This is a genomic window from Neisseria sp. Marseille-Q1983 (assembly GCF_018224585.1).
Classification (GTDB): Bacteria; Pseudomonadota; Gammaproteobacteria; order Burkholderiales; family Neisseriaceae; genus Neisseria; species Neisseria polysaccharea.
Genome location: NZ_JAGTUI010000001.1, coordinates 103,836 through 126,714, shown reverse-complemented (window position 1 = coordinate 126,714; position 22,879 = coordinate 103,836). Strand labels below are relative to the sequence as shown.

The 22,879-nt window shown below is 50.5% G+C and carries 17 protein-coding genes and 3 pseudogenes; 8 read left to right on the top strand and 12 right to left on the bottom strand.

The window, feature by feature from the left end; translation table 11 throughout:
• Nucleotides 1-167: 167 nt before the first annotated feature.
• From KEM39_RS00590 to KEM39_RS00575, 4 genes and pseudogenes are all read right to left on the bottom strand, one after another.
• Nucleotides 168-663, bottom strand: a pseudogene (locus KEM39_RS00590) (contact-dependent growth inhibition system immunity protein).
• Nucleotides 664-840: a hypothetical protein gene (locus tag KEM39_RS00585; RefSeq protein ID WP_192886286.1), complete on the bottom strand. Its 177-nt coding sequence runs from the start codon at nt 838-840 to the stop codon at nt 664-666.
• 27 nt (nt 841-867) lie between these two features.
• Nucleotides 868-1,896 (bottom strand): anthranilate phosphoribosyltransferase, encoded by a 1,029-nt coding sequence (gene trpD, locus KEM39_RS00580; RefSeq protein WP_118996910.1) that lies wholly within the window; start codon nt 1,894-1,896, stop codon nt 868-870.
• Between the two features lie 64 nt (nt 1,897-1,960).
• Nucleotides 1,961-2,551, bottom strand: coding sequence for an aminodeoxychorismate/anthranilate synthase component II (locus KEM39_RS00575; protein ID WP_118996911.1), 591 nt, complete (start codon nt 2,549-2,551; stop codon nt 1,961-1,963).
• Nucleotides 2,552-2,971: 420 nt separating this feature from the next.
• Between KEM39_RS00575 and znuD the strand changes: the two genes are divergently transcribed.
• From znuD to KEM39_RS00560, 3 genes and pseudogenes are all read left to right on the top strand, one after another.
• Complete coding sequence (gene znuD / locus KEM39_RS00570; protein WP_211709460.1) at nt 2,972-5,248, top strand: TonB-dependent zinc receptor ZnuD; 2,277 nt, start codon at nt 2,972-2,974, stop codon at nt 5,246-5,248.
• A gap of 256 nt (nt 5,249-5,504) precedes the next feature.
• Nucleotides 5,505-5,960, top strand: coding sequence for a YecR family lipoprotein (gene yecR, locus KEM39_RS00565; protein WP_115177754.1), 456 nt, complete (start codon nt 5,505-5,507; stop codon nt 5,958-5,960).
• Between the two features lie 92 nt (nt 5,961-6,052).
• Nucleotides 6,053-6,331, top strand: a pseudogene (locus tag KEM39_RS00560) (transposase); the annotation flags it as partial.
• Between the two features lie 130 nt (nt 6,332-6,461).
• Here the strand turns inward: KEM39_RS00560 and KEM39_RS00555 are convergent.
• The gene (locus tag KEM39_RS00555; protein WP_118858579.1) at nt 6,462-7,202 is read right to left on the bottom strand and encodes a phosphatidylserine decarboxylase; all 741 of its coding nucleotides are present in this window, start codon (nt 7,200-7,202) and stop codon (nt 6,462-6,464) included.
• 152 nt (nt 7,203-7,354) lie between these two features.
• Here KEM39_RS00555 and uvrA point away from each other — a divergent pair, with 152 nt between their 5' ends.
• From uvrA to KEM39_RS00530, 5 genes and pseudogenes are all read left to right on the top strand, one after another.
• Nucleotides 7,355-10,204 carry an excinuclease ABC subunit UvrA gene (uvrA, locus tag KEM39_RS00550; protein ID WP_118996912.1) on the top strand — a complete coding sequence of 950 codons (2,850 nt, stop codon included), beginning with the start codon at nt 7,355-7,357 and terminating at the stop codon, nt 10,202-10,204.
• A gap of 17 nt (nt 10,205-10,221) precedes the next feature.
• Entirely contained in the window at nt 10,222-10,863 is a 642-nt protein-coding gene (locus KEM39_RS00545) for an Eco29kI family restriction endonuclease (protein ID WP_118996913.1), read from the top strand.
• Between the two features lie 3 nt (nt 10,864-10,866).
• On the top strand, nt 10,867-12,000 hold the full coding sequence (locus KEM39_RS00540; protein ID WP_118996914.1) for a DNA cytosine methyltransferase: 1,134 nt from the start codon (nt 10,867-10,869) through the stop codon (nt 11,998-12,000).
• A gap of 106 nt (nt 12,001-12,106) precedes the next feature.
• Nucleotides 12,107-12,640: an REP-associated tyrosine transposase gene (locus KEM39_RS00535; RefSeq protein WP_240002715.1), complete on the top strand. Its 534-nt coding sequence runs from the start codon at nt 12,107-12,109 to the stop codon at nt 12,638-12,640.
• A 106-nt stretch (nt 12,641-12,746) separates the two neighbouring features.
• Nucleotides 12,747-12,866: pseudogene (locus tag KEM39_RS00530) on the top strand (IS5/IS1182 family transposase); the annotation flags it as partial.
• Nucleotides 12,867-12,978: 112 nt separating this feature from the next.
• On the opposite strand, the gene sucD reads toward KEM39_RS00530, so the two are convergent.
• From sucD to gltA, 7 genes are all read right to left on the bottom strand, one after another.
• Entirely contained in the window at nt 12,979-13,869 is an 891-nt protein-coding gene (gene sucD / locus KEM39_RS00525) for a succinate--CoA ligase subunit alpha (RefSeq protein WP_118996917.1), read from the bottom strand.
• A gap of 10 nt (nt 13,870-13,879) precedes the next feature.
• Nucleotides 13,880-15,094, bottom strand: coding sequence for an ADP-forming succinate--CoA ligase subunit beta (sucC, locus tag KEM39_RS00520; RefSeq protein WP_418029809.1), 1,215 nt, complete (start codon nt 15,092-15,094; stop codon nt 13,880-13,882).
• Between the two features lie 20 nt (nt 15,095-15,114).
• Nucleotides 15,115-15,405, bottom strand: coding sequence for a hypothetical protein (locus KEM39_RS00515; protein ID WP_108043609.1), 291 nt, complete (start codon nt 15,403-15,405; stop codon nt 15,115-15,117).
• A gap of 124 nt (nt 15,406-15,529) precedes the next feature.
• Nucleotides 15,530-16,963 carry a dihydrolipoyl dehydrogenase gene (lpdA, locus tag KEM39_RS00510; RefSeq protein WP_118996918.1) on the bottom strand — a complete coding sequence of 478 codons (1,434 nt, stop codon included), beginning with the start codon at nt 16,961-16,963 and terminating at the stop codon, nt 15,530-15,532.
• Between the two features lie 260 nt (nt 16,964-17,223).
• Entirely contained in the window at nt 17,224-18,408 is a 1,185-nt protein-coding gene (odhB, locus tag KEM39_RS00505; protein WP_118996919.1) for a 2-oxoglutarate dehydrogenase complex dihydrolipoyllysine-residue succinyltransferase, read from the bottom strand.
• Between the two features lie 99 nt (nt 18,409-18,507).
• Nucleotides 18,508-21,336 carry a 2-oxoglutarate dehydrogenase E1 component gene (locus KEM39_RS00500; RefSeq protein WP_118996920.1) on the bottom strand — a complete coding sequence of 943 codons (2,829 nt, stop codon included), beginning with the start codon at nt 21,334-21,336 and terminating at the stop codon, nt 18,508-18,510.
• A 204-nt stretch (nt 21,337-21,540) separates the two neighbouring features.
• Nucleotides 21,541-22,824: a citrate synthase gene (gene gltA, locus KEM39_RS00495; RefSeq protein WP_118996921.1), complete on the bottom strand. Its 1,284-nt coding sequence runs from the start codon at nt 22,822-22,824 to the stop codon at nt 21,541-21,543.
• Nucleotides 22,825-22,879: the final 55 nt, after the last annotated feature.

Here is a 22,879-nt window from a genome sequence, read left to right as displayed (position 1 = left end):
ATCGATACTCATCAAGTATGATATCTTTATTTGCATTAAATTTATTTCTGATAGCAGCTGATGGTATGAGGTAGTACCGATAATTCCAAATTGCCATTTTTATTTACTCCTATATTTATTATCTAATGAAACCAATTCCCGGCTTTCAGACGACCTTTTATCAAATATTATCGGCAGCGGCTCAATGCCAACTTTAAACCTGCTCCGATTTCTTCAGGGCTGTTATCCAATGATAAAATTACATCGTCTGCATCAATGGCATCCCACGCTTCCAGCTTGACATGGCGGCTCGGGCTGATTTTCAGGCAGCCGTTGTGCAGCCAAATATCCACGCTCATCATGTTTTTAAATAGGGCGCGTCTGGTTTTATAGCCCAAGTTCCCGCATAGCTTGGCAACCCAATCCTCATAGCGTTGCCGAATTTTTTCGGTATCAAAAAAATCTTGGTCTTCTGGACTGTCATAAACGAAAGTCCTGCTGTTTGCCAACGCTTGCAAGACCGTCGTGCCTAAAGTTTCATTGTCGGTATCCAATGGCAGGATATGGGGGGGGATATAGGTGGTCTGGAGCATATCGCCCAAATCCTGACCATGTTTGAACAATCAAGGCTCTTTCATTTGCCTTATAGCCAGCCCAATAATCTTGTTCTTGATTGAAAGTCATTTATTCGATCTCCGTAATTTCGACTGTAATGTTTTGACTTTTGCCATACTCTACCACGCGTTGCAACTGCCATCTTTGCTCCTTTACAGCCCCAAAAGTTTTTATATAAATAAATTGCCCTCCCCATTCTTTTGCCTCCTGAAACACAAATGCCGTCTGAAGCCTTTCAGACGGCATTTGTTGCTTTATATTCATTCTGTCTGCTTAGGCAAATTGCCGTGTAAAACCGACAAACTCCTCTTTTTTCGATTTAGCCCTGCCTGAATCGATGGCTTCCCGTGCGGCAGATATGCCGTCTGAAAGCGAAGCAGCGATATTTCCGGCATACAGGGCGGCGGCGGTATTAAGCAATACGATATCGCGCGCCGCCCCTTCTCTTCCTTCCAATACCTCGTTCATTTTCAACAAAGATTCCTGAGTATTGGCAACTTTGATTTCATCCAAATTGCGGCGGGTTTCGATACCGAAATCTTCTGGGCGGATGTCGTATTCGCTGATTTTTCCGTCTTTGAGTTCGGCAACGCGCGTTTTGCCCGTCAGTGTAATTTCATCCAAACCGCCCTCCCCGCAAACAACCAAAACGTGTTTGGAACCAAGTTGTTGCAATACTCTGGAAAGAATACCGCACAAATCGGTGTGGAACACGCCCAAAAGTTGGTTTGGCGCGCCCGCAGGATTGGTCAATGGGCCCAATATATTGAAAATACTTCGGAAACCGAGCGAACGGCGCACCGGGGCGACATAGCGCATGGCACTGTGGTGATTGGGCGCGAACATAAACCCGATGCCGGTCTGCCTGATACTTTGGGCAATCTGTTCGGGAGTCAGGTTGAGGTTTGCGCCCATTTGCTCCATCACGTCAGCCGCACCGCTGGAGGAAGAGACCGACCGGCCTCCGTGTTTGGCAACCTTCGCGCCTGCCGCTGCGGCAACAAACATCGAAGTTGTCGAAATATTGAAGGTTTTCGCACCATCCCCGCCCGTACCGACGATATCGACCAGCCCGTCCGCATCCTCCAGCGGCACTTTTGTCGCAAACTCGCGCATCACGGCGGCGGCGGCGGTGATCTCGGAAACGGTTTCAACCTTGATACGCAATCCTGTCAAAATGGCCGCTATCTGCTCCGGCGGAACCTGTCCACTCATAATCTGACGCATCAAGTCGGTCATTTCATCGTAAAACAACTCGTTATTGCTGATTAATCGTTCGATGGCCTGTTGCGGTGTAATCATTTTTTTGTCCTCCGTTCAATATTCGGACGAAAATGCCGTCTGAAGGGCTTCAGACGGCATCGCGTCAGATTTTTTGCGGTTTGAAGTTTTGAAATTCGATTAAAAAATTGTTCAACATATCATGTCCGTGTTCGGTCAAGAGGGCTTCGGGGTGAAACTGCACGCCCTCGACGGCATATTCCTTATGGCGCACACCCATAATCTCGCCGTCTTCCGTCCAAGCCGTGATTTCCAAGCAATCCGGCAACGTGCCGCGTTCGATAACGAGGCTGTGATAACGCGTACAGGTAACCGGATTGGGCAAACCCTTAAACATACCCTTGCCCGAATGGTACACGGGCGACACCTTGCCGTGCATCAGCGTTTTAGCGCGGACTATCCTGCCGCCGAACGCCTCGCCTATCGTCTGATGCCCGAGGCACACGCCCATAATCGGCAGCCGGCCGGCAAAATGGCGCATCGCCGCCACGGAAATCCCCGCTTCTTTGGGCGAACACGGACCGGGCCCGATAACGAGATATTGCGGATTCAAGGCCTCGATTTCCTCCAACGTAATATCATCGTTGCGGCGCACGGCGACTTCCTGCCCCAATTCTGCGAAATACTGGACGATGTTGTAAGTAAAACTGTCGTAATTGTCGATAAACAAAAGCATTTTATGATTAACCTATTGATTTATAATTTGTTTATTATTAACTGTATTTCCGATACCCACATCCATAACCCTTATATCTTAGCGTGCCCGATGCGCCCTCGTGAATCTGGCGCAGAGCCTCGCGTTCTGACGAGTACGCCATTTTGCCACCTTTTCGACCGTTCGGGAACGTGCCGTTTTTATGCACTCATAAATTTTGGTTATCCCGCAGCCGAACATAATGGGCAAACATAGCGGAATCTGCGTCAACATCAACCGCGCCCCCGAATGACGGCGGATACAAATGAACACCGCCCAATGCCGCAACCGTTTCATTTGAAAAACTTTTGCCTATGCCCTCTGAGTATTCTCAAAATCTTATGATATAATGAATGTAATGTTATATAATAACAGACTTTTGAAATGCGACGAGAAGCCAAAATGGCACAAACTACACTCAAACCCATTGTTTTATCAATTCTTTTAATCAACACACCCCTCCTCGCCCAAGCGCATGAAACTGAGCAATCGGTGGGCTTGGAAACGGTCAGCGTCGTCGGCAAAAGCCGTCCGCGCGCCACTTCGGGGCTGCTGCACACTTCGACCGCCTCCGACAAAATCATCTCCGGCGATACCTTGCGCCAAAAAGCCGTCAACTTGGGCGACGCTTTGGACGGCGTTCCGGGCATCCACGCTTCGCAATACGGCGGCGGCGCGTCCGCTCCCGTCATTCGTGGTCAAACAGGCAGGCGGATTAAGGTTTTGAACCATCACGGCGAAACGGGCGATATGGCGGATTTTTCGCCCGATCACGCCATTATGGTAGATACCGCCTTGTCGCAACAGGTTGAAATCCTGCGCGGGCCGGTTACGCTCTTGTACAGCTCGGGCAATGTGGCGGGGCTGGTCGATGTTGCCGATGGCAAAATCCCCGAAAAAATGCCTGAAAACGGCGTATCGGGCGAACTCGGATTGCGTTTGAGCAGCGGCAATCTGGAAAAACTCACGTCCGGCGGCATCAATATCGGTTTGGGCAAAAACTTTGTATTGCACACGGAAGGGCTGTACCGCAAATCGGGGGATTACGCCGTACCGCGTTACCGCAATCTGAAACGCCTGCCCGACAGCCACGCCGATTCGCAAACGGGCAGCATCGGGCTGTCTTGGGTGGGCGAAAAAGGCTTTATCGGCGCAGCATACAGCGACCGCCGAGACCAATACGGCCTGCCTGCCCACAGCCACGAATACGATGGTTGCCACGCCGACATCATCTGGCAAAAGAGCTTGATTAACAAAGGCTATTTGCGGCTTTATCCGCACTTGTTGACCGAAGAAGACGTTGATTACGACAATCCGGGCTTGAGCTGTGGTTTCCACGACGACGATAATGCACACGCACACACCCACAGCGGCAGACCGTGGATAGACCTGCGCAACAAACGCTACGAACTCCGCGCCGAATGGAAGCAGCCGCTCCCCGGTTTTGAAGCCCTGCGCGTGCACCTGAACCGCAACGACTACCGCCACGACGAAAAAGCAGGCGATGCAGTAGAAAACTTCTTCAACAACAAAACACACAACGCCCGCATCGAGTTGCGCCACCAACCCATAGGCCGTCTGAAAGGCAGCTGGGGCGTGCAATATTTACAACAAAAATCCAGTGCTTTATCTGCCACATCCGAAGCGGTCAAACAACCGATGCTGCTTGACAACAAAGTGCAACATTACAGCTTTTTCGGTGTAGAACAGGCAAACTGGGACAACTTCACGCTAGAAGGCGGCGTACGCATGGAAAAACAAAAAGCCTCCATCCAGTACGACAAAGCATTGATTGATCGGGAAAACTACTACAACCACCCCCTGCCCGACCTCGGCGCGCACCGCCAAACCGCCCGCTCGTTCGCACTTTCGGGCAACTGGTATTTCACGCCGCAACACAAACTCAGCCTGACCGCCTCCCATCAGGAACGTCTGCCGTCAACGCAAGAACTGTACGCACACGGCAAACACGTCGCCACCAACACCTTTGAAATTGGCAACAAACACCTCAAAAAAGAGCGTTCCAACAACATCGAACTCGCGCTGGGCTACGAAGGCGACCGCTGGCAATACAATCTGGCGCTCTACCGCAACCGCTTCGGCAACTACATTTACGCCCAAACCTTAAACGACGGACGCGGCCCCAAATCCATTGAAGACGACAGCGAAATGAAGCTCGTGCGCTACAACCAATCCGGTGCGGACTTTTACGGCGCGGAAGGCGAAATCTACTTCAAACCGACACCGCGCTACCGCATCGGCGTTTCCGGCGACTATGTACGAGGCCGTCTGAAAAACCTGCCTTCCCTACCCGGCAGAGAAGATGCCTACGGCAACCGTCCTTTCATTGCACAGGATAACCAAAACGCCCCCCGCGTTCCGGCTGCGCGCCTCGGCTTCCACCTGAAAGCCTCGCTGACCGACCGCATCGATGCCAATTTGGACTACTACCGCGTGTTCGCCCAAAACAAACTCGCCCGCTACGAAACACGCACGCCCGGACACCATATGCTCAACCTCGGCGCAAACTACCGCCGCAATACGCGCTATGGCGAGTGGAATTGGTACGTCAAAGCCGACAACCTGCTCAACCAATCCGTTTACGCCCACAGCAGCTTCCTCTCTGATACGCCGCAAATGGGCCGCAGCTTTACCGGCGGCGTAAACGTGAAGTTTTAAAAGCGGAAACGCAGGCAGCCTGAAAAACACCCGTAGGTCGGATACTTGTATCCGACACCAAAAGTTTCCTTGAAATCAAAATGTCGGATTCGAGAATCCGACCTACTGCTGCTAATCTACGTCGGCTCCAAACAAAAAGCCATGTTTTAAGCCGTCCGATATGAATTAATCTTGACGTATTTTTTTTTTTTTTTACTATAATTAATAAATAAGCTGCTTTGTTATTTTTTCGTTTATAAATTCAGAAGGAATAAAATTGAAACCTTATTTGTTGATTGTAGTATGTTTTTTAACCGGATGCGGTGTGCGTTCCGTGCGACTGCCCGAATGGCAGGCAATTGATGGCAGCCGCACTGATGGTACGGTTACTTTGGCTTATGAGCAAAATTTCCGCTCCCGCTTAATACCCCGCATAGGACAAGATAACGAGGTGGCGAAAACTCGTTGCCGAGTTTGGGGTTACAACAGTGCTGAGGCGTTTGGCGGTTCAACACGAAGCTGCGTGGCAACTCCCGCACGCGCCAATGCCAAAGTGCCGTGTCTGATTTGGCGATTTGAAAAACGCTATCAATGTACCAACCATGTCAGCGATAAAGTGCAACACACACCAGTGCAATACACGCCAATGCAACAGCAGCCCATTCAAAACAACATCACGATTGAATTAAGTCCCACCAACGTACCGCAAGTTAAAACGAAACAAACCAAATAGGCAACCTGAAAACCCATTTCAGGCTGCCTGAGACCTTTGTAAAATTCCCCAAAATCCCCTAAAGTCCCACCAAGACATTTAGGGGATTTTCCATGAGCACCTTCTTCCGGCAAACCGCCCAAGCCATGATTGCCAAACATATCGACCGCTTCCCACTATTGAAGTTGGATCAAGTGATTGATTGGCAGCCGATCGAACAGTACCTGAATCGTCAAAGAACCCGTTACCTCCGAGACCACCGCGGCCGTCCCGCCTATCCCCTGTTGTCCATGTTCAAAGCCGTCCTGCCCGGACAATGGCACAGCCTCTCCGATCCCAAACTCGAACACAGCCTCATCACCCGCATCGACTTCAACCTGTTTTGCCGTTTTTAGGCAAACAAAAAAGGTTTTCAGACGGCAGTCTGAAAACCTTTTTCTTACTTTAAATCAATTTTAAAACCAGCAATTAATCTTTCAACACATCTTGCACAGCCGCTTGAATCTTGGCAGCAGCTTCGATTTAGTGCTGTTCAGCAGATTGGTTTGCCGCTGTTTCAACCGGAGCAGTTTGTAAAGCAGGCTCAGATTCAGGCTCGGATTCGATTTGCGGCGCAGTCAGCGGCAAACGCGCCAATACAGTTTTTACGCCGGTAACTTTATCGCCAATCGCCACTTGCGCCTGCGCATCGACAGGCAGATACATATCCACGCGCGAACCGAAGCGGATAAAGCCATAGCGTTCGCCGCGAGACAGTTTTGCACCTGCTTGGGTGTAGCACAAAATACGGCGCGCCACCAAACCGGCCACTTGAACAAAAGTAATTTCACGACCTGAAGCCGTAGTCGCCAAAACCGCATTACGTTCGTTTTCCGTGCTGGCTTTGTCCAAATCCGCATTCACGAATTTGCCTTTGTTATAGACCACTTTTGTTACCGTACAATCGGCAGGCGATTTTTGCGAATGCACGTTGAACACGTTCATAAAAATACTGATTTTCAAAGCATCGACATCACGATACGGATCGCGTGCGCGCTCGACCACCACGATACGGCCGTCAACCGGGCTCAACACCGCTTCAGGATTTTGCGGAATCTCACGCGCAGGGTCGCGGAAAAACTGCAAAGCAAATACGGTAAACACCCAAAACGGCAAAGACCACCAGCCGCAGCACATCGACACCAGCAGGCTCAAAGCCAAACCGCCGCCGATAATCGGCCAGCCCTCACGGGCGATAATCGGGTGGGGGTAAAGACGGTTCATTTGTCATCCTTTTATTCAAGCGGGTTAAAATTGCCGACATTATAGCGGAATCTGCCGTACTCCGCTGGCAAATGCCGTCTGAATCCTGCTTAAGACGTTATTTGATAAAGTGCTACAATAGCCGTTTCCTTCTTTTTCAGACGGCATTCACCATGTGCAACCATCATCCCCAACATTCGCACGACAACGACACCATCCGCATCCGCGGCGCGCGCACGCATAATTTGAAAAACATCGATTTGGACATTCCGCGCCACAAGCTCGTGGTCATAACAGGATTGTCGGGCAGCGGCAAGTCGTCGCTGGCGTTTGACACGCTGTATGCCGAAGGGCAACGGCGTTATGTCGAGAGCCTTTCCGCCTATGCGCGGCAGTTTTTGCAGATGATGGACAAACCCGATGTCGATTTGATCGAAGGCCTCTCGCCTGCGATTTCCATCGAGCAGAAATCCACCAGCCACAACCCGCGTTCCACCGTCGGCACGGTTACGGAAATCCACGACTACCTGCGCCTTTTGTACGCCCGCGTCGGCACGCCGTATTGCCCCGAACACAAGCTGCCGCTATCCAGCCAAACCGTGTCGCAGATGGTCGATGCCGTGTTGAAGCTGCCGGAAGGCACGCGCGTGATGATTCTTGCACCGGCGGTGCGCGAGCGTAAGGGCGAGTTTGTCGATTTCTTTGCCGACTTGCAGGCGCAGGGTTTTGCGCGGGTGCGCGTGGACGGCGAAGTCTATCAGTTGGACGAAGTGCCGAAGCTGGAAAAAAACATCAAACACAATATCGACGTGGTCATCGATCGCGTGAAAGTGAAGGCGGACATCAAGCAGCGGCTGGCGGAAAGTTTTGAAACCGCGCTGCGCCACGGCAACGAGCGCGCGCTGGCGATGGAAATGGACAGCGGCGAAGAACATTGGTTTTCCGCGCGTTTCGCCTGCCCCGTGTGTTCGTACAGCCTGCCTGAATTAGAGCCACGCCTCTTTTCGTTCAACAATCCGATGGGTTCCTGCCCGACTTGCGACGGCTTGGGCAACACCAATTTCTTCGACCCCGAAAAAGTGGTCGCCCACCCCGAATTGTCATTGGCAACGGGCGCGATTGACGGCTGGGACAAACGCAACCAGTTCTATTTCCAAATGATTCAGTCGCTGGCGCGGCATTACGGTTTCGACGTGCAGGCTGCTTGGGAAACGCTACCTGAAAAAGTCAAAAAAGTCGTGTTGCACGGCTCGGGCAAAGAAGTCATTGATTTTACTTACCTGTCCGAACGCGGCACCACCTTCAACCGCAGCCATGCCTTTGAAGGCATCATCCCCAATCTTGAACGCCGCTACCGCGAAACCGACAGCGAAACCGTGCGCGAAAAACTGCGTGAATACCAGAACCACCGCGCCTGCCCAAGCTGCGGCGGCGCACGTTTGCGCAAAGAAGCCCGCTACGTTTACGTCAGCGGCGAACCGTTACACGAAGTCTCCGCCTGGCCGCTGACCAAAACCCACCAATTCTTTGAAACGCTGGATTTGGACGGCAACAAAAAACAAATCGCCGAAAAAATCCTCAAAGAAATCACCGAGCGGCTCGGCTTCCTGATTAACGTCGGGCTGGATTACCTGAATTTAAGCCGCTCCGCCGAAACCCTATCCGGCGGCGAAGCCCAGCGCATCCGCCTCGCCAGCCAAATCGGCAGCGGCCTGACCGGCGTAATGTATGTGTTGGACGAGCCCTCCATCGGCCTGCACCAGCGCGACAACGACCGCCTGCTCGCCACCCTCAAACGCCTGCGCGACTTGGGCAACAGCGTGATTGTGGTCGAACACGACGAAGACGCCATCCGCGAAGCCGATTTCGTCGTCGATATGGGCCCGGGCGCGGGCGAACACGGTGGCAACGTACTGATTGCCGACACCCCCGAAAACGTCGCCAAATGCGAAAACTCCGTTACCGGACAATACCTCAGCGGCAAAAAATCCATTGCCGTGCCGTCTGAACGCACGCCCATCAATCCCGACCGAATGCTCGTCCTCAAAGGCGCGCGCGGCAACAACCTCAAAAACGTTACCCTCGAACTGCCGCTCGGATTGATTACCTGCATCACCGGCGTATCCGGCAGCGGCAAGTCCACCCTGATTAACGACACCCTCGCCAAAATCACCGCCCGCGAACTCAACCGCGCCCAAGAAGAACCCGCCCCATACGACGACATCCAAGGTTTGCAACACCTTGATAAAGTGATTAATGTCGATCAATCCCCCATCGGCCGCACCCCGCGTTCCAACCCCGCCACCTACACCGGCCTGTTCACCCCCATCCGCGAACTCTTCGCCGGCGTCCCCCTCTCGCGCGAACGCGGCTACAACGTCGGCAGATTCTCCTTCAACGTCAAAGGCGGCCGCTGCGAAGCCTGCCAAGGCGACGGCGTCATCAAAGTCGAAATGCACTTCCTGCCCGACGTGTACGTCCCCTGCGAAGTCTGCCACGGCAAACGCTACAACCGCGAAACGCTCGAAATCCAATACAAAGGCAAAAACATCAGCCAAGTCCTCGACATGACCGTCGAAGAAGCCCGCGAATTTTTCGACGCCGTCCCCGCCGTATCGCGCAAACTGCAAACCCTCATGGACGTAGGCCTGGGCTACATCCGCCTCGGCCAGTCCGCCACCACCCTCTCCGGCGGCGAAGCCCAGCGCGTCAAACTCGCCCTCGAACTCTCCAAACGCGACACGGGGCGGACTTTATACATATTGGACGAACCCACCACCGGCCTGCACTTCGCCGACATCGCACTGCTGCTGGAAGTGATAGGCCGTCTGAAAGGCAAAGGCAACTCGATTGTGATTATCGAGCATAATCTGGACGTGATTAAAACTGCGGATTGGATTGTGGACTTGGGGCCGGAAGGCGGCGATGGCGGGGGGAGGATTATTGCTTCAGGTAGCCCCGAGCAGGTGGCGAAGGTTAAGGGGAGTTATACCGGGAAGTATTTGAAAGTGGTTTTGAAGTAAACGGAAGGATATAAAAAATGAACAATAATTTTGACCGCAGCAAGCATATCTATCATAACGAAGCCTTTGTGGAACTGGTTAAAGATGCCATACGCTTTTTTCACGGTACGCCCGTTCATACACTTCCCCCACCCGAACAGTTCAAAGGCGCAGGGGTTTATGCGATTTACTATATCGGTAGCAATCCATTGTACAAACAATATGCGGACTGGAACAGATTATCCTACAATGCGCCAATTTATGTCGGCAAGGCCGTCCCCAAAGGCTGGCGGCAAGCAAGAAATTCTGATAATACGTTAAACCAATCAACCGAACTGTTCCACCGGTTAAAAGAACACGGTAGGAGTATTGCCGCTGTTTCTGATTTAAATCCTTCTGATTTCATGTGCAGATTTGTTATCTTTGAAGGTGACGGTTCTGACATGATAGGCACAATCGAAGCCGCCCTGATTAAATTACACAAACCTCTATGGAACTCTTGTGTCGATGGTTTCGGAAACCACGACCCCGGAAAAGGCCGTTACGAACAAGCCAAATCGGATTGGGATATCCTTCATAGCGGGCGGGTTTGGGCGGATAGGCTGAACGGCATACCGAATAACTATGAGTCCATACTTGAAAACATCAACACACATTTAGAGATAATAAAGAGAAAATAAGCTATGAAGTCTTTGGAAATTTTTTCCGGTGCTGGTGGTTTGGCAAAAGGCCTTGAACTTGCAGGATTCCAACATGCATCTTTTATTGAACTCAATAAAGATGCATGCAATTCTTTGAGAAGCAACTTTAACCCCAAGCTTGTTTATCAGGGAGATGTGGCGGATTTTGATCTTTCCAGTCAGGAAGGCATAGAAGTCATTGCAGGCGGTCCTCCTTGCCAACCCTTTTCATTGGGCGGGAAACACCTTGCCCATGAAGACAGAAGGGATATGTTTCCTCATGCAGTCAGATATGTGGAGTATTATCGCCCCAAGGCTTTTATCTTTGAGAATGTAAAAGGACTTTTAAGAAAATCATTCGCTGATTATTTTGAATATATCCTGCTTCGGCTTACTTATCCGAATCTTGGTATTTTTCAGAATGAAGATTGGAAAGGCCATCTGGCTCGGCTGAAAGAGATTAAATTCAACTTATATGAAGGAATCAAATATAAGGTTTCATATCAATTGTTGAATGCAGCTGATTACGGAGTACCACAAAAACGCGAACGTGTGGTTATCGTAGGTATCCGGGCCGATTTGGATATTGATTGGAAATTCCCAAAAGAAACGCATTCCGAAGACAGGTTGAATTGGGAAAAGTATGTAACGGGGGAATACTGGGGAAAACACAACGAACCCAAAAGATTCAATAAAGATATTGCTGAAAAGTTACAAAAAAAATACGGTATATTTGAACCGGAAAAAAAACCTTGGCAAACGGTAAGGGATACCTTGTCCGACATCCCGCATCCTTTGGGGAATCATAAAATTACAGGACATGAATATAGGGATGGCGCAAGAATTTATCCCGGACACACGGGAAGCGGGATAGACGAACCGTCCAAAACCATTAAAGCAGGTGGGCATGGCGTTCCCGGCGGAGAAAATATGATTCGCTATGATGATGGAACAGTCAGATACTTTACCAGCTATGAAGCCAAACTTCTTCAAACATTCCCTGAAGAATTTGTCATTTCCGGGGCTTGGGGAGAAGCAATGCGGCAAATCGGCAATGCTGTTCCTGTCAAATTGTCGGAAATTTTAGGCAAACATCTGATGGGGGTATTGTCGGAGAAAAACAGCCTGCACAACTAATCCGTCCAATGCGTGTGTGCGGTACGCACGCACGCGGTTGCTTGATTGACGGTTTGCCGTTTCAACTTTTAACTTCGTTGAAGCTAGCGCTTTCACACGGCCTCCAATGCCGTCTGAAAACATCAGCTTCAACAAAGTTAAAAACTTAAACAACAAACTATTCCTTCTTCAACACACGAACTATAAACAAAAATCCTATGGCGCGTTATCGCAGAAACTTCATTGCCGGCGGCACATTCTTTTTCACCGTCAAACTCGCCGCCCCAAAATCGCGTCTGCTTGTCGAACATATCGGCTTCGCGGGCAGCATATATGGATGTACAAACAATATCCCTTTGAAACCGTCGCCGTATGCGTGCTGCCGAACCACATTCACACCATTTGGACGCTGCTACCCGACGATGCGGATTATTCCCTACTCCGGCGGCTGATTAAAACCAAATTCTCCGCATATTCCCCTCATACTAAAAACTTATCCGCCGGCAAACAGCGGCGGAACGAACGCGGTATTTGGCAACGGCGTTTTTACGAACACACCGTGCGCGACGAAACGGATTTGCAGCATCGTGCGGACTACATCCATTCCAATCCTATCAAACAAAGAATGTCGCATGCTAAAACAGAATCCTGCAAAAAATAATATCAGTCTTTTCAAATGCGATACTTATCATTCCCTGACTTCAAAAAAATATGTGCAACCTAACTTACGGGTTTGCTCCCGTTTGACCGATAAATATTCTGACTGCCTCAAAGGGCAAAAATATAGTGGATTAAATTTAAATCAGGACAAGGCGACGAAGCTGCAGACAGTACAGATAGTACGGCAAGGCGAGGCAACGCTGTACTGGTTTAAATTTAATCCACTATAATGTGGGTATGTTGAGGCTGCCTCTTTTTTGAAACAACAAAAAAATGCCGTCTGAAACCCGATTTCCAGTTTCAGACGGCATTTGATGTTCAATCAGTTGTCAAACCTGATTATGCCAAACCTTTTGCTTTCAACACTTCCAGCATGGTAGTGCCCAACTCGGCAGGGCTGCGGGTGTAGGCGATGCCGGCTTTTTCGAAAGCGGCGAATTTTTCCTCGGCAGTACCTTTACCGCCGGAGATAATCGCACCGGCGTGACCCATACGTTTGCCTTTAGGAGCGGTAACACCAGCAATGTAACCTACAACAGGTTTGGTTACGTTGGATTGGATGTATTCGGCTGCTTCTTCTTCCGCAGTACCGCCGATTTCACCAATCATAATGATGGCGTCGGTATCTGGGTCTTCTTGGAAGAGTTTCAGTGCGTCGATTTGGTTCATACCAGGAATCGGGTCGCCGCCGATACCGATACAGGTTGATTGACCCAAGCCCAGTTTGGTAGTTTGTGCCACGGCTTCGTAAGTCAATGTACCGGAACGAGAAATAATACCGATGCGGCCCTGAGTGTGGATGTGACCCGGCATAATACCGATTTTGCACTCGCCCGGAGTAATCACGCCCGGGCAGTTAGGGCCGACCAAGCGGGTACCGTTGCCGTTGGTTTCCAAGTAGCGTTTGGCTTTGAGCATGTCCAAAGTAGGCACGCCTTCGGTAATCACAACGATCAAGCCTACGCCTGAATCAACCGCTTCAATGATAGAGTCCAAAACAAACGGAGCGGGAACGTAAATTACAGATGCGTCCGCGCCGGTTTCTTTAACGGCTTCTTTCATGGTGTTGAACACAGGCAGGTTCAGGTGGGTTTGACCGCCTTTGCCCGGGGTAACGCCGCCAATGACTTTAGTGCCGTAAGCCAGAGCTTGTTCGGAGTGGAAAGTACCGTTTTTACCGGTGAAACCTTGAACCAATACTTTGGTGTCTTTATTAATCAATACGCTCATTCTTTTCTCCTTAGGCGTTTACGGCTGCAACAATTTTTTCGGCTGCGTCATTCAGGCCGTCGGCGGAAGTCAGTTTCAGACCTGATTCGTTCAGGATTTTCGCGCCGAGTTCGGCGTTGTTACCTTCCAAACGAACAACGACAGGAACGTTGACGTTGATTTCTTTAACGGCTGCCACGATGGCTTCCGCAATCATGTCGCAACGGACGATACCGCCGAAGATGTTGATTAATACGCCTTTAACGGATTTGTCTTCCAAAATCAGTTTGAACGCTTCAACCACGCGGTCTTTGGTTGCGCCGCCACCAACGTCCAAGAAGTTGGCAGGTTGGCCGCCTTTGAGTTTGATGATGTCCATAGTAGCCATCGCCAAACCGGCACCATTAACCATACAGCCGATGTTGCCTTCCAAGGCAACATAGTTCAGGTCGAATTCGGAAGCTTTCAGCTCACGTTCGTTTTCTTGAGATTTGTCGCGCAATTCGGCGATTTTCGGCAGGCGGTAGAGCGCGTTGCTGTCGATGCCGATTTTGCCGTCCACGCAAGCCAGTGCGCCGTTTTCGCGAACTGCCAATGGGTTTACTTCAAACAGGGCGAAGTCGTTGTCGACAAACGCTTTGTACGCACCGGTCATCAGTTTGACGAACTCGTTGATTTGTTTGTCTTTCAAGCCCAGTTGGAACGCCACTTCGCGCGCTTGGCAAGGTTGCAGGCCGACCAGCGGATCAACGGTTACTTTGAAGATTTTTTCAGGAGTTTCGGCAGCAACTTTTTCAATTTCCACGCCGCCTTCGGTAGAAGCCATGAATGTAATGCGGCGGGTAGAACGGTCAACCACTGCGCCCAAGTACAGCTCGGTTTGAACCGGATACATGTCTTCGCAAACCAAAACGCTGTTGACAGGTTGACCGTTGGCATCGGTTTGGTAAGTTACCAAGTTGGTGCCAATCAGGCTTTCAGCCACTTCTTTGGCTTCTTCGCGGCTTTTGACGACTTTTACGCCGCCTGCTTTACCGCGACCGCCGGCGTGTACTTGTGCTTTGACAACGGCGAATTTGCCGCCCAATTTGTCGTAAGCGGCTGCGGCTTCTTCGCCGTTGTGCGCCAAAATACCGCCTTGTACGGGCAAACCGTAGCTAGCCAGCAGTTCTTTAGCCTGATACTCGTGTAGATTCATGGATTTCTCCTTAAGGTGAGTGGGTCTTAGGAATCGCCCTGCGGACAATCCTATATTTTCAGACGGCACTATTGTTTACTGAAAGGCAGCCACATCCGCGCCAACAAATACATAACTGCACCGCCGACTCCGAGAATAAAAAAGACGATGCCTTTTTTACGCGAATTCGGGCAGAGCAGATAAACGGCAAGGCTGAAACTGATAAACAACAATGCCACGCGCCAAACCAATTCTTTATCTTTGAAACGGTTGAGCGTATAAGTTTCGGTCATCATCACATACATCTGCCATAATGCGGCCATACACATGCTGATGATGCCCATCGGTATAAAGAAAATACCGACTATTTCTTTGTTCATAATGAATGTAAATGCTGTTTGTTTGCCTGACGGAATTATAAATCAGAAAACGAAGCTCTCGGAACATTCAATTTGTCGAAGGTCTTAAGGCCGTCTGAAAAGTTTCAGACGGCCTTAATGTCTATCAACCGTGCAAAGCGCGTTTGTCGGCCGCCAATGCAGCTTCGTGAACCACTTCGGACAAAGTTGGGTGTGCATGGATGATGCGGGCGATGTCTTCGCTGCTGGCGAAGAATTCGAGCGCAGTCACGCCTTCGGTAACCAATTCGCTGACAACCGGGCCGATCATGTGTACGCCCAAGATACGGTCGGTTTTGGCATCTGCCAACACTTTAACCGTACCTTTGGCTTTGCCCATGGCCAATGCACGACCGTTTGCACCGAAACCGGAAGTACCTTTTTTGTACTCCACGCCCTCGGCTTTGAGCTGCTCTTCGGTTTTACCCACCCAAGCGATTTCAGGGTCGGTGTAAATCACGAACGGTACGTTGTTGAAGTCGATATGCGGTTTTTGACCGGCAATGCGCTCGGCAACGGCAACGCCTTCGTCGCTGGCTTTGTGTGCCAACATCGGGCCGCGAACTACGTCGCCGATTGCCCATACGTTAGGCAGGTTGGTACGGCATTCGCCATCTACCTTAATAAAGCCACGCTCGTCTTTTTCCAAGCCTACGGCTTCGGCGTTCAGGCCTTTGGTGTTTGGAATACGGCCGATGGCAACGATCAGTTTGTCGAATACTTCGGTTTTGGCTTCGCCGGCAGCAGTTTCGTAAGCAACGGAAACGCCTTTGCCTTCAGATTTGATGTCGCCGATTTTCACGCCCAATTCAATGCTCAAACCTTGCTCTTTGGTGAAGTATTTGAAGGCTTCTTTTGCGATTTGTTGGTCGGCGGTAGCCAGGAAGGTCGGCGCGGCTTCAAGAATGGTAACTTCTGCACCCACGCGGTTCCATACGGAACCCATTTCCAAACCAATCACACCGGAACCGATCACGCCGAGTTTGGCAGGTACTTCGGTCAGGTTCAATGCGCCTTCGTTGTCCAATACGTTCACATTGTCGATAGCGACTTGTGGCAGCGGACGCGGTACGGAACCGGTCGCTACGATGACGTGTTTGGCTTCGATAACGGTTTTCTCGCCTTTGTTATCGACTTCGATTTGGTAAGCATCGCCATTTTTACCGGCAAAGGAAGCAGTACCGAACAGGCTGGTTACTTTGTTTTTTTGGAACAGGAATTTCACGCCGCCGGTCAGTTTGGTTACGATGGCATCTTTGCGCTCAATCATTTTGGCCGCGTCGAATTTTACGTCGCCGACAGTGATACCGTGTTCGGCAAAATCGTGTTGCGCAGCGTGGAAATGTTCGCTGGATTGTAACAGGGCTTTAGAAGGGATACAGCCTACGTTCAAGCAAGTACCGCCCAATGCAGGGGCATTGCCTGCTTTGTTAACGCCTGCGTCAACACAAGCGGTTTTGAAACCCAGTTGCGCGGCACGGATGGCGGCAACGTATCCGCCCGGGCCTGCACCAATCACTACTACATCATATTGAGACATCGTGTCATCCTTTGCTTTTAGCAGTATCTCAAAATAAAAACGATACTTTTCGTTTCTTTTTTTATTTTGAATGACTGCGTTTTGATGGTTTTAAGAAAAAGCCGTCTGAAAGTCCATATCTGCCGATTCATTCGAATCAAATGTTTCAGACGGCCTCAATCGTTCGTTGAGCCTATTGTAGCACGATACTACATTACGCTACATCTAAATAAAAATTCAGACGGCCTTTTCATTAATAAATAAAAGGCCGTCTGAAACGATTACAGATCCAACAACAGGCGGGCCGGGTCTTCCAACGCGTCTTTAATGGCTACCAAGGTCAATACAGCTTCGCGGCCATCAATGATACGGTGGTCGTAAGACAGAGCCAGATACATCATTGGACGGACAACAACTTGGCCGTTTTCAACCACAGCGCGCTCTTTAGTGGCGTGCATACCCAAAATCGCAGATTGAGGCGGGTTGATAATCGGGGTGGACATCATAGAACCGAAAGTACCGCCGTTGGTAATACTGAATGTACCGCCGGTCAGATCTTCGATAGCGATTTTGCCGTCTTTGGCTTTTTTCGCGTAATCAACAATTGCTTGTTCGATGTCGGCAATGCTCATTTGGTCGGCATCGCGCAGGATTGGTACAACCAAACCGCGTGGGCTGCCAATTGCGATACCGATGTCGAAGTAGCCGTGGTACACGATGTCTTTGCCGTCAACGGAAGCATTTACAACCGGGTATTTTTTCAGGGCGGCAACAGCGGCTTTAACGAAGAAGGACATAAAGCCCAGTTTCACGCCGTGTTCTTTCTCGAATTTTTCTTTGTACTTCGCACGCAAGTCCATGATTGGTTTCATGTTGACTTCGTTGAATGTAGTCAGAATGGCGTTTTCTTGTTGAGAAGCCAGGAGGCGTTCCGCAACACGGGCACGCAGGCGGCTCATTGGTACGCGTTCTTCAGGACGTGCGCTGGCAGGAAGTGCAACAGCAGGAGCAGCGGCTGCGGCAGGTTTGGCAGCGGCATTTTGTACGTCTTCTTTCAATACGCGACCGTCACGGCCGGAACCTTGCAATGCGTTCACGTCAACACCAGTCTCGGCAGCCAGTTTGGCGGCAGCAGGCATAGCGGCGTTGTTTTGTGCAGCAGCAGGAGCGGCGGCGGCTGGGGCAGCTTCGGCAGGCGCGGCGGCTGGGGCTTCAGCAGCGGCAGTAGCAGCTGTATCGATGCGTGCCAAAACTTGATCGGCAACAACGGTTTCACCGTCTTGCGCTACGATTTCGACCAATACGCCGGCTTGTGGAGAAGGTACTTCCAAAACCACTTTGTCAGTTTCGATATCGATCAGGATTTCGTCACGGGCAACTGCTTCGCCAACTTTTTTCTTCCATTCCAAGAGCGTGCCTTCAGATACGCTTTCAGACAGCATAGGTACTTTTACATCAATAATCATTTTGTGTCTCCAATGGCCCTTTCAAACGGCCTGTTGTGTGTTTTTCATTCTGCATATGGGCATTCCGCCTGAGCAGCCTCAGACGGAATGCCGCCAGGCTTACAACGCCAAAGCGTCTTCAACCAATTGTTTCAATTGGGCAATGTGTTTGCTTGAGTAGCCCACTGCAGGCGATGCGCTGCTTGGACGGCCGGCATAAGACAATTTTTGCCCTTCGCTGATAACGTTTTCGATGCGGTGGCGGATTTGGTAGAACGCGCCTTGGTTTTTCGGCTCTTCTTGCGCCCAAACCACAGATTTTGCGTTCGGATATTTCGCCAGTTCGGCTTTAACCTCGTCGTATGGGAACGGATACAGCTGCTCAACGCGGACGATGGCAACATCATCTTCCAGTTTACGCTCGGCACGGCCGGTTTCCAAGTCATAGTAAACCTGACCGGCACACAATACCACGCGTTTCACGCTGTCGTTGCTTGCGCGTTCTGCGGTATCGCCGATAACCGGACGGAAAGTCGAACCTTCGGTGAAGTTTTCCAGCGGGCTCATTGCACCTTTGAAGCGCAACAGGCGTTTGGACATGAAAATCACCAGCGGTTTGCGGTATGAACCCAAGACTTGACGTTGCAAGAGGTGGAACATTTGCGACGCTTCAGACGGCATGATGACTTGCATATTGTTCTCGGAACACAGTTGCAACCAACGTTCTACGCGTGCAGAAGAGTGCTCGGGGCCTTGACCGTCGTAACCGTGCGGCAGGATGGTGGTCAGACCGCACAAGCGACCCCATTTGGTTTCGCCTGAAGACAGGAATTGGTCAATAGTCACTTGCGCGCCGTTGGCGAAGTCACCGAATTGAGCTTCCCAAATGGTGAGCTTGTCAGGAGCGGAGCAGGCAAAGCCGTACTCGAACGCCATCACAGCTTCTTCGTTCAAAATGGAGTCGATAACCAGGAACTCGCCCATGCCTTCGCCCATATGGCGCAGAGGAACATAAGTACCGTCGTCCCATTTTTCACGGTTTTGATCATGCAGTACTGCATGACGGTGTGAGAATGTACCGCGGCCGGAGTCCTCACCGGAGATACGCACGCCATGACCTTTGGTCAGCAGGCTTGCGTATGCCAAGGTTTCGGCCATACCCCAGTCGATAGCTTGTTTGCCGGATGCCATTGCTTTACGCGCTTCAATCACACGTTTTGCAGTCGGATGCAGGGCAAAGCCTTCCGGTACGGCGGTAAACTTCTCGGTAAGACGCTCAATATCCGCAGCAGGCAAACCAGTTTCGATGTGTTCGCGCCAATCTTTGCCTTGGTATTTGCTCCAGTCGATTTGTGTACGTTGGAAGTTGCTCAAAGTTGTTTGTTCAACATGTTCTCCTTTGTCCAAAGCATCACGGTAGGCTTGGATGTAAGCGTCAGCCTCTGCTTGAGTTACCACGCCTTCGGCAATCAGTTGTTCGGTGTACAAAGCACGCGCACCCGGGTGTTGCGATACTTTTTTGTACATCATCGGTTGGGTCAAGGTCGGATCATCGCCCTCGTTGTGGCCCCATTTACGGTAGCAGACAACGTCGATCACGATGTCTTTATGGAATTTTTTGCGGTAATCCAAAGCGGCTTGGATGGCAAAGCAAACGCGTTCAGGATCATCGCCGTTCACATGGATAACCGGAGCGGAAACCATTTTCGCGATATCGGTACAGTGTACGGTTGAACGGGTATCGCGGATATCGGAAGTGGTAAAGCCGATTTGGTTGTTGATCACGATGTGAACCGTACCGCCGGTGGTATAACCGCGTGTTTTAGACAGGTTGAATGTTGCTTGGTTAACACCTAAACCGATAAATGCGGAATCGCCGTGAATCAATACCGGCAAGACTTTATCGCGACCGTTTTCGCCCAAACGTTTTTGTTTGGCGCGCGCAGAACCTTCCACCACCGGGTTGACGATTTCCAAGTGTGACGGGTTGAACGCCAAAGAAACATGCATCGGGCCGTGCGGGGTAGCAATATCGGAGCTGAAGCCCATATGGTATTTCACGTCGCCGCTGGGCAGTTTGATTTCGGCACGACCTTCAAATTCGGCAAACAAATCGCCGGGTTTTTTGCCCAAAATGTTCACCAAAACATTCAGACGGCCACGGTGCGCCATACCGATGATGACTTCTTCCACGCCGTCTTTACCGGCGTTTTGAATCAGGTAGTTCAAACCGGCAATCGCGCTTTCGCCGCCTTCGACACCGAAACGTTTCTGACCGACATATTTGGTATGCAGATAACGTTCCAAAGTCTCGGCAGCAGTCATCTCTTTCAAGATACGGCGTTTTTGATCGGCATTGTAATGCGGTGTGGACAATACGCTTTCAAAATAATTGCGTACCCAGCGGCGCTCTTCGGTATTGGGAATATAGATATATTCCAATGCGATGTGGCCACAGTAGGTTTGTTTGAGGTTGCTGATGATTTGGGACAAAGGCAGTTTGCCGCGATTGGCAAAATCGCCCTCGCCCATATTGAATTGAAGCGCCATATCGGCATCAGACAGACCGTGGAATTTCGGATCGAGGGCTTCAATATCGCGCGGGGGGATACGTTTGAGCGGATCAAGTTGGGCTGCACCCACGCCTTGGATACGATAGGCAGAAATCAGCCGTAAAACGCTGACTTGCTTTTTCAGCATTGCCTCATCCGCACTGCCCGCAACGGCAGATGCGATTTTCTTTTTCGCCAAAGAAACAAATGATTCGCGAATCGGTGTGTGTGCGACATCGACAGCAACCGTCCCCGGCTGTTTACTCAAATCGGTGAAATACTGCTTCCATTTTTCATTAACCGCATCGGGGTTTTCCAAAAAAGCCTCGTACAATTCCTCAATGTAAGGTGCGTTCGAACCGAACAGGTAAGAGAAATTGAGTTTTTCGTCCATCATGGCGTGCGCTCTTTTCTTTAAAATATAAACAAAGGGTAGAAGTCCGCGTCCTGACGGCTGAACTGATGCCGTCTGAAAAGACATTTTATTCTACCCTATTTTAAACTAGATTGCTTGTATTGATTTCATCCGACTACAATCAAATGTGTACAGAAAGCAATCCGATTCTCTAATATTGCCTGTTTGACAATATATTAATGTATGTTACCTCTCGCCTGCCGGCACATAATCGCGGCGTTCCGAACCGGTATAAAGCTGGCGCGGGCGACCGATTTTCAGCGAAGGATCGCTAATCATCTCGTGCCAGTGCGAAATCCAGCCCACGCTGCGCGACAGGGCGAAGATAACGGTAAACATTTCGGTCGGGATACCCAGCGCGGACAGGACGATGCCGGAATAGAAATCGACATTGGGGTACAGTTTGCGTTCGATAAAGAACGGGTCTTTCAGCGCAATCTGTTCCAATTCCATCGCCAGCTTGAATTTCGGACTGTCTTCCAAGCCCAATTCCTTCAAAACTTCATAGCAGGTTTCGCGCATAATGCTGGCGCGCGGATCCATATTGCGGTACACGCGGTGTCCGAAGCCCATCAGACGGTATTTGCGTTGTTTCACGCCTTCCATATATTCGGCAACACGGGACACATCTCCGATTTCATCCAACATTTTCAACACGGCTTCGTTAGCACCGCCATGGGACGCACCCCACAGACAGGCGATACCGGCAGCGATACAGGCAAATGGGTTTGCACCCGAAGACCCTGCCAAACGGACGGTTGAAGTTGAGGCGTTTTGCTCGTGGTCGGCATGTAAAATAAAGATGCGGTCGAGCGCGCGTGCCAAAACAGGATTGGGTTTGTAGTCTTCACACGGTGTGGCGAACATCATATGAAGGAAGTTTTCAGAGTAAGAGAGATTATTTTTCGGATAATTGAACGGCAAACCGTTAGAATAGCGGTAACACATTGCCGCGATTGTCGGAATTTTGGAAATCAGACGGTAAATTGCGATTTTTCGGTGTTCGGGATTGGTAATATCCAGACTGTCTTGATAGAACGCAGACAGTGCGCCGACCACGCCGACCATCATCGCCATCGGATGCGCGTCACGTCGGAAACCACGGAAGAACCAAGTCAGCTGTTCATGTACCATCGTATGGCGGCTGACAGTGGTATCAAATTCTTTTTTCTGCTCAGCTGTAGGCAGTTCGCCGTAAATCAACAGATAGCAAACTTCCAAATAATCGGATTTTTCGGCCAGCTGCTCGATAGGATAACCACGGTAATACAACAGACCTTCATCACCATCAATATAAGTGATTTTGGATTCGCAACTTGCAGTTGACACGAATCCGGGGTCGAATGAAAACAGACCTGTATTTTTTGTCAGCCCCCGAATGTCAACCACATCGTGCCCGATGCTGGCTTCCAATACCGGCAAATCCAAGCCTGCCTGACCCGGTACGTTGAGTTTGATTGATTTGGACATATTATCGCTCCTTTGCAAGTTGTAACCCACGTTGCTGCATCCGCAGCACGTTCTT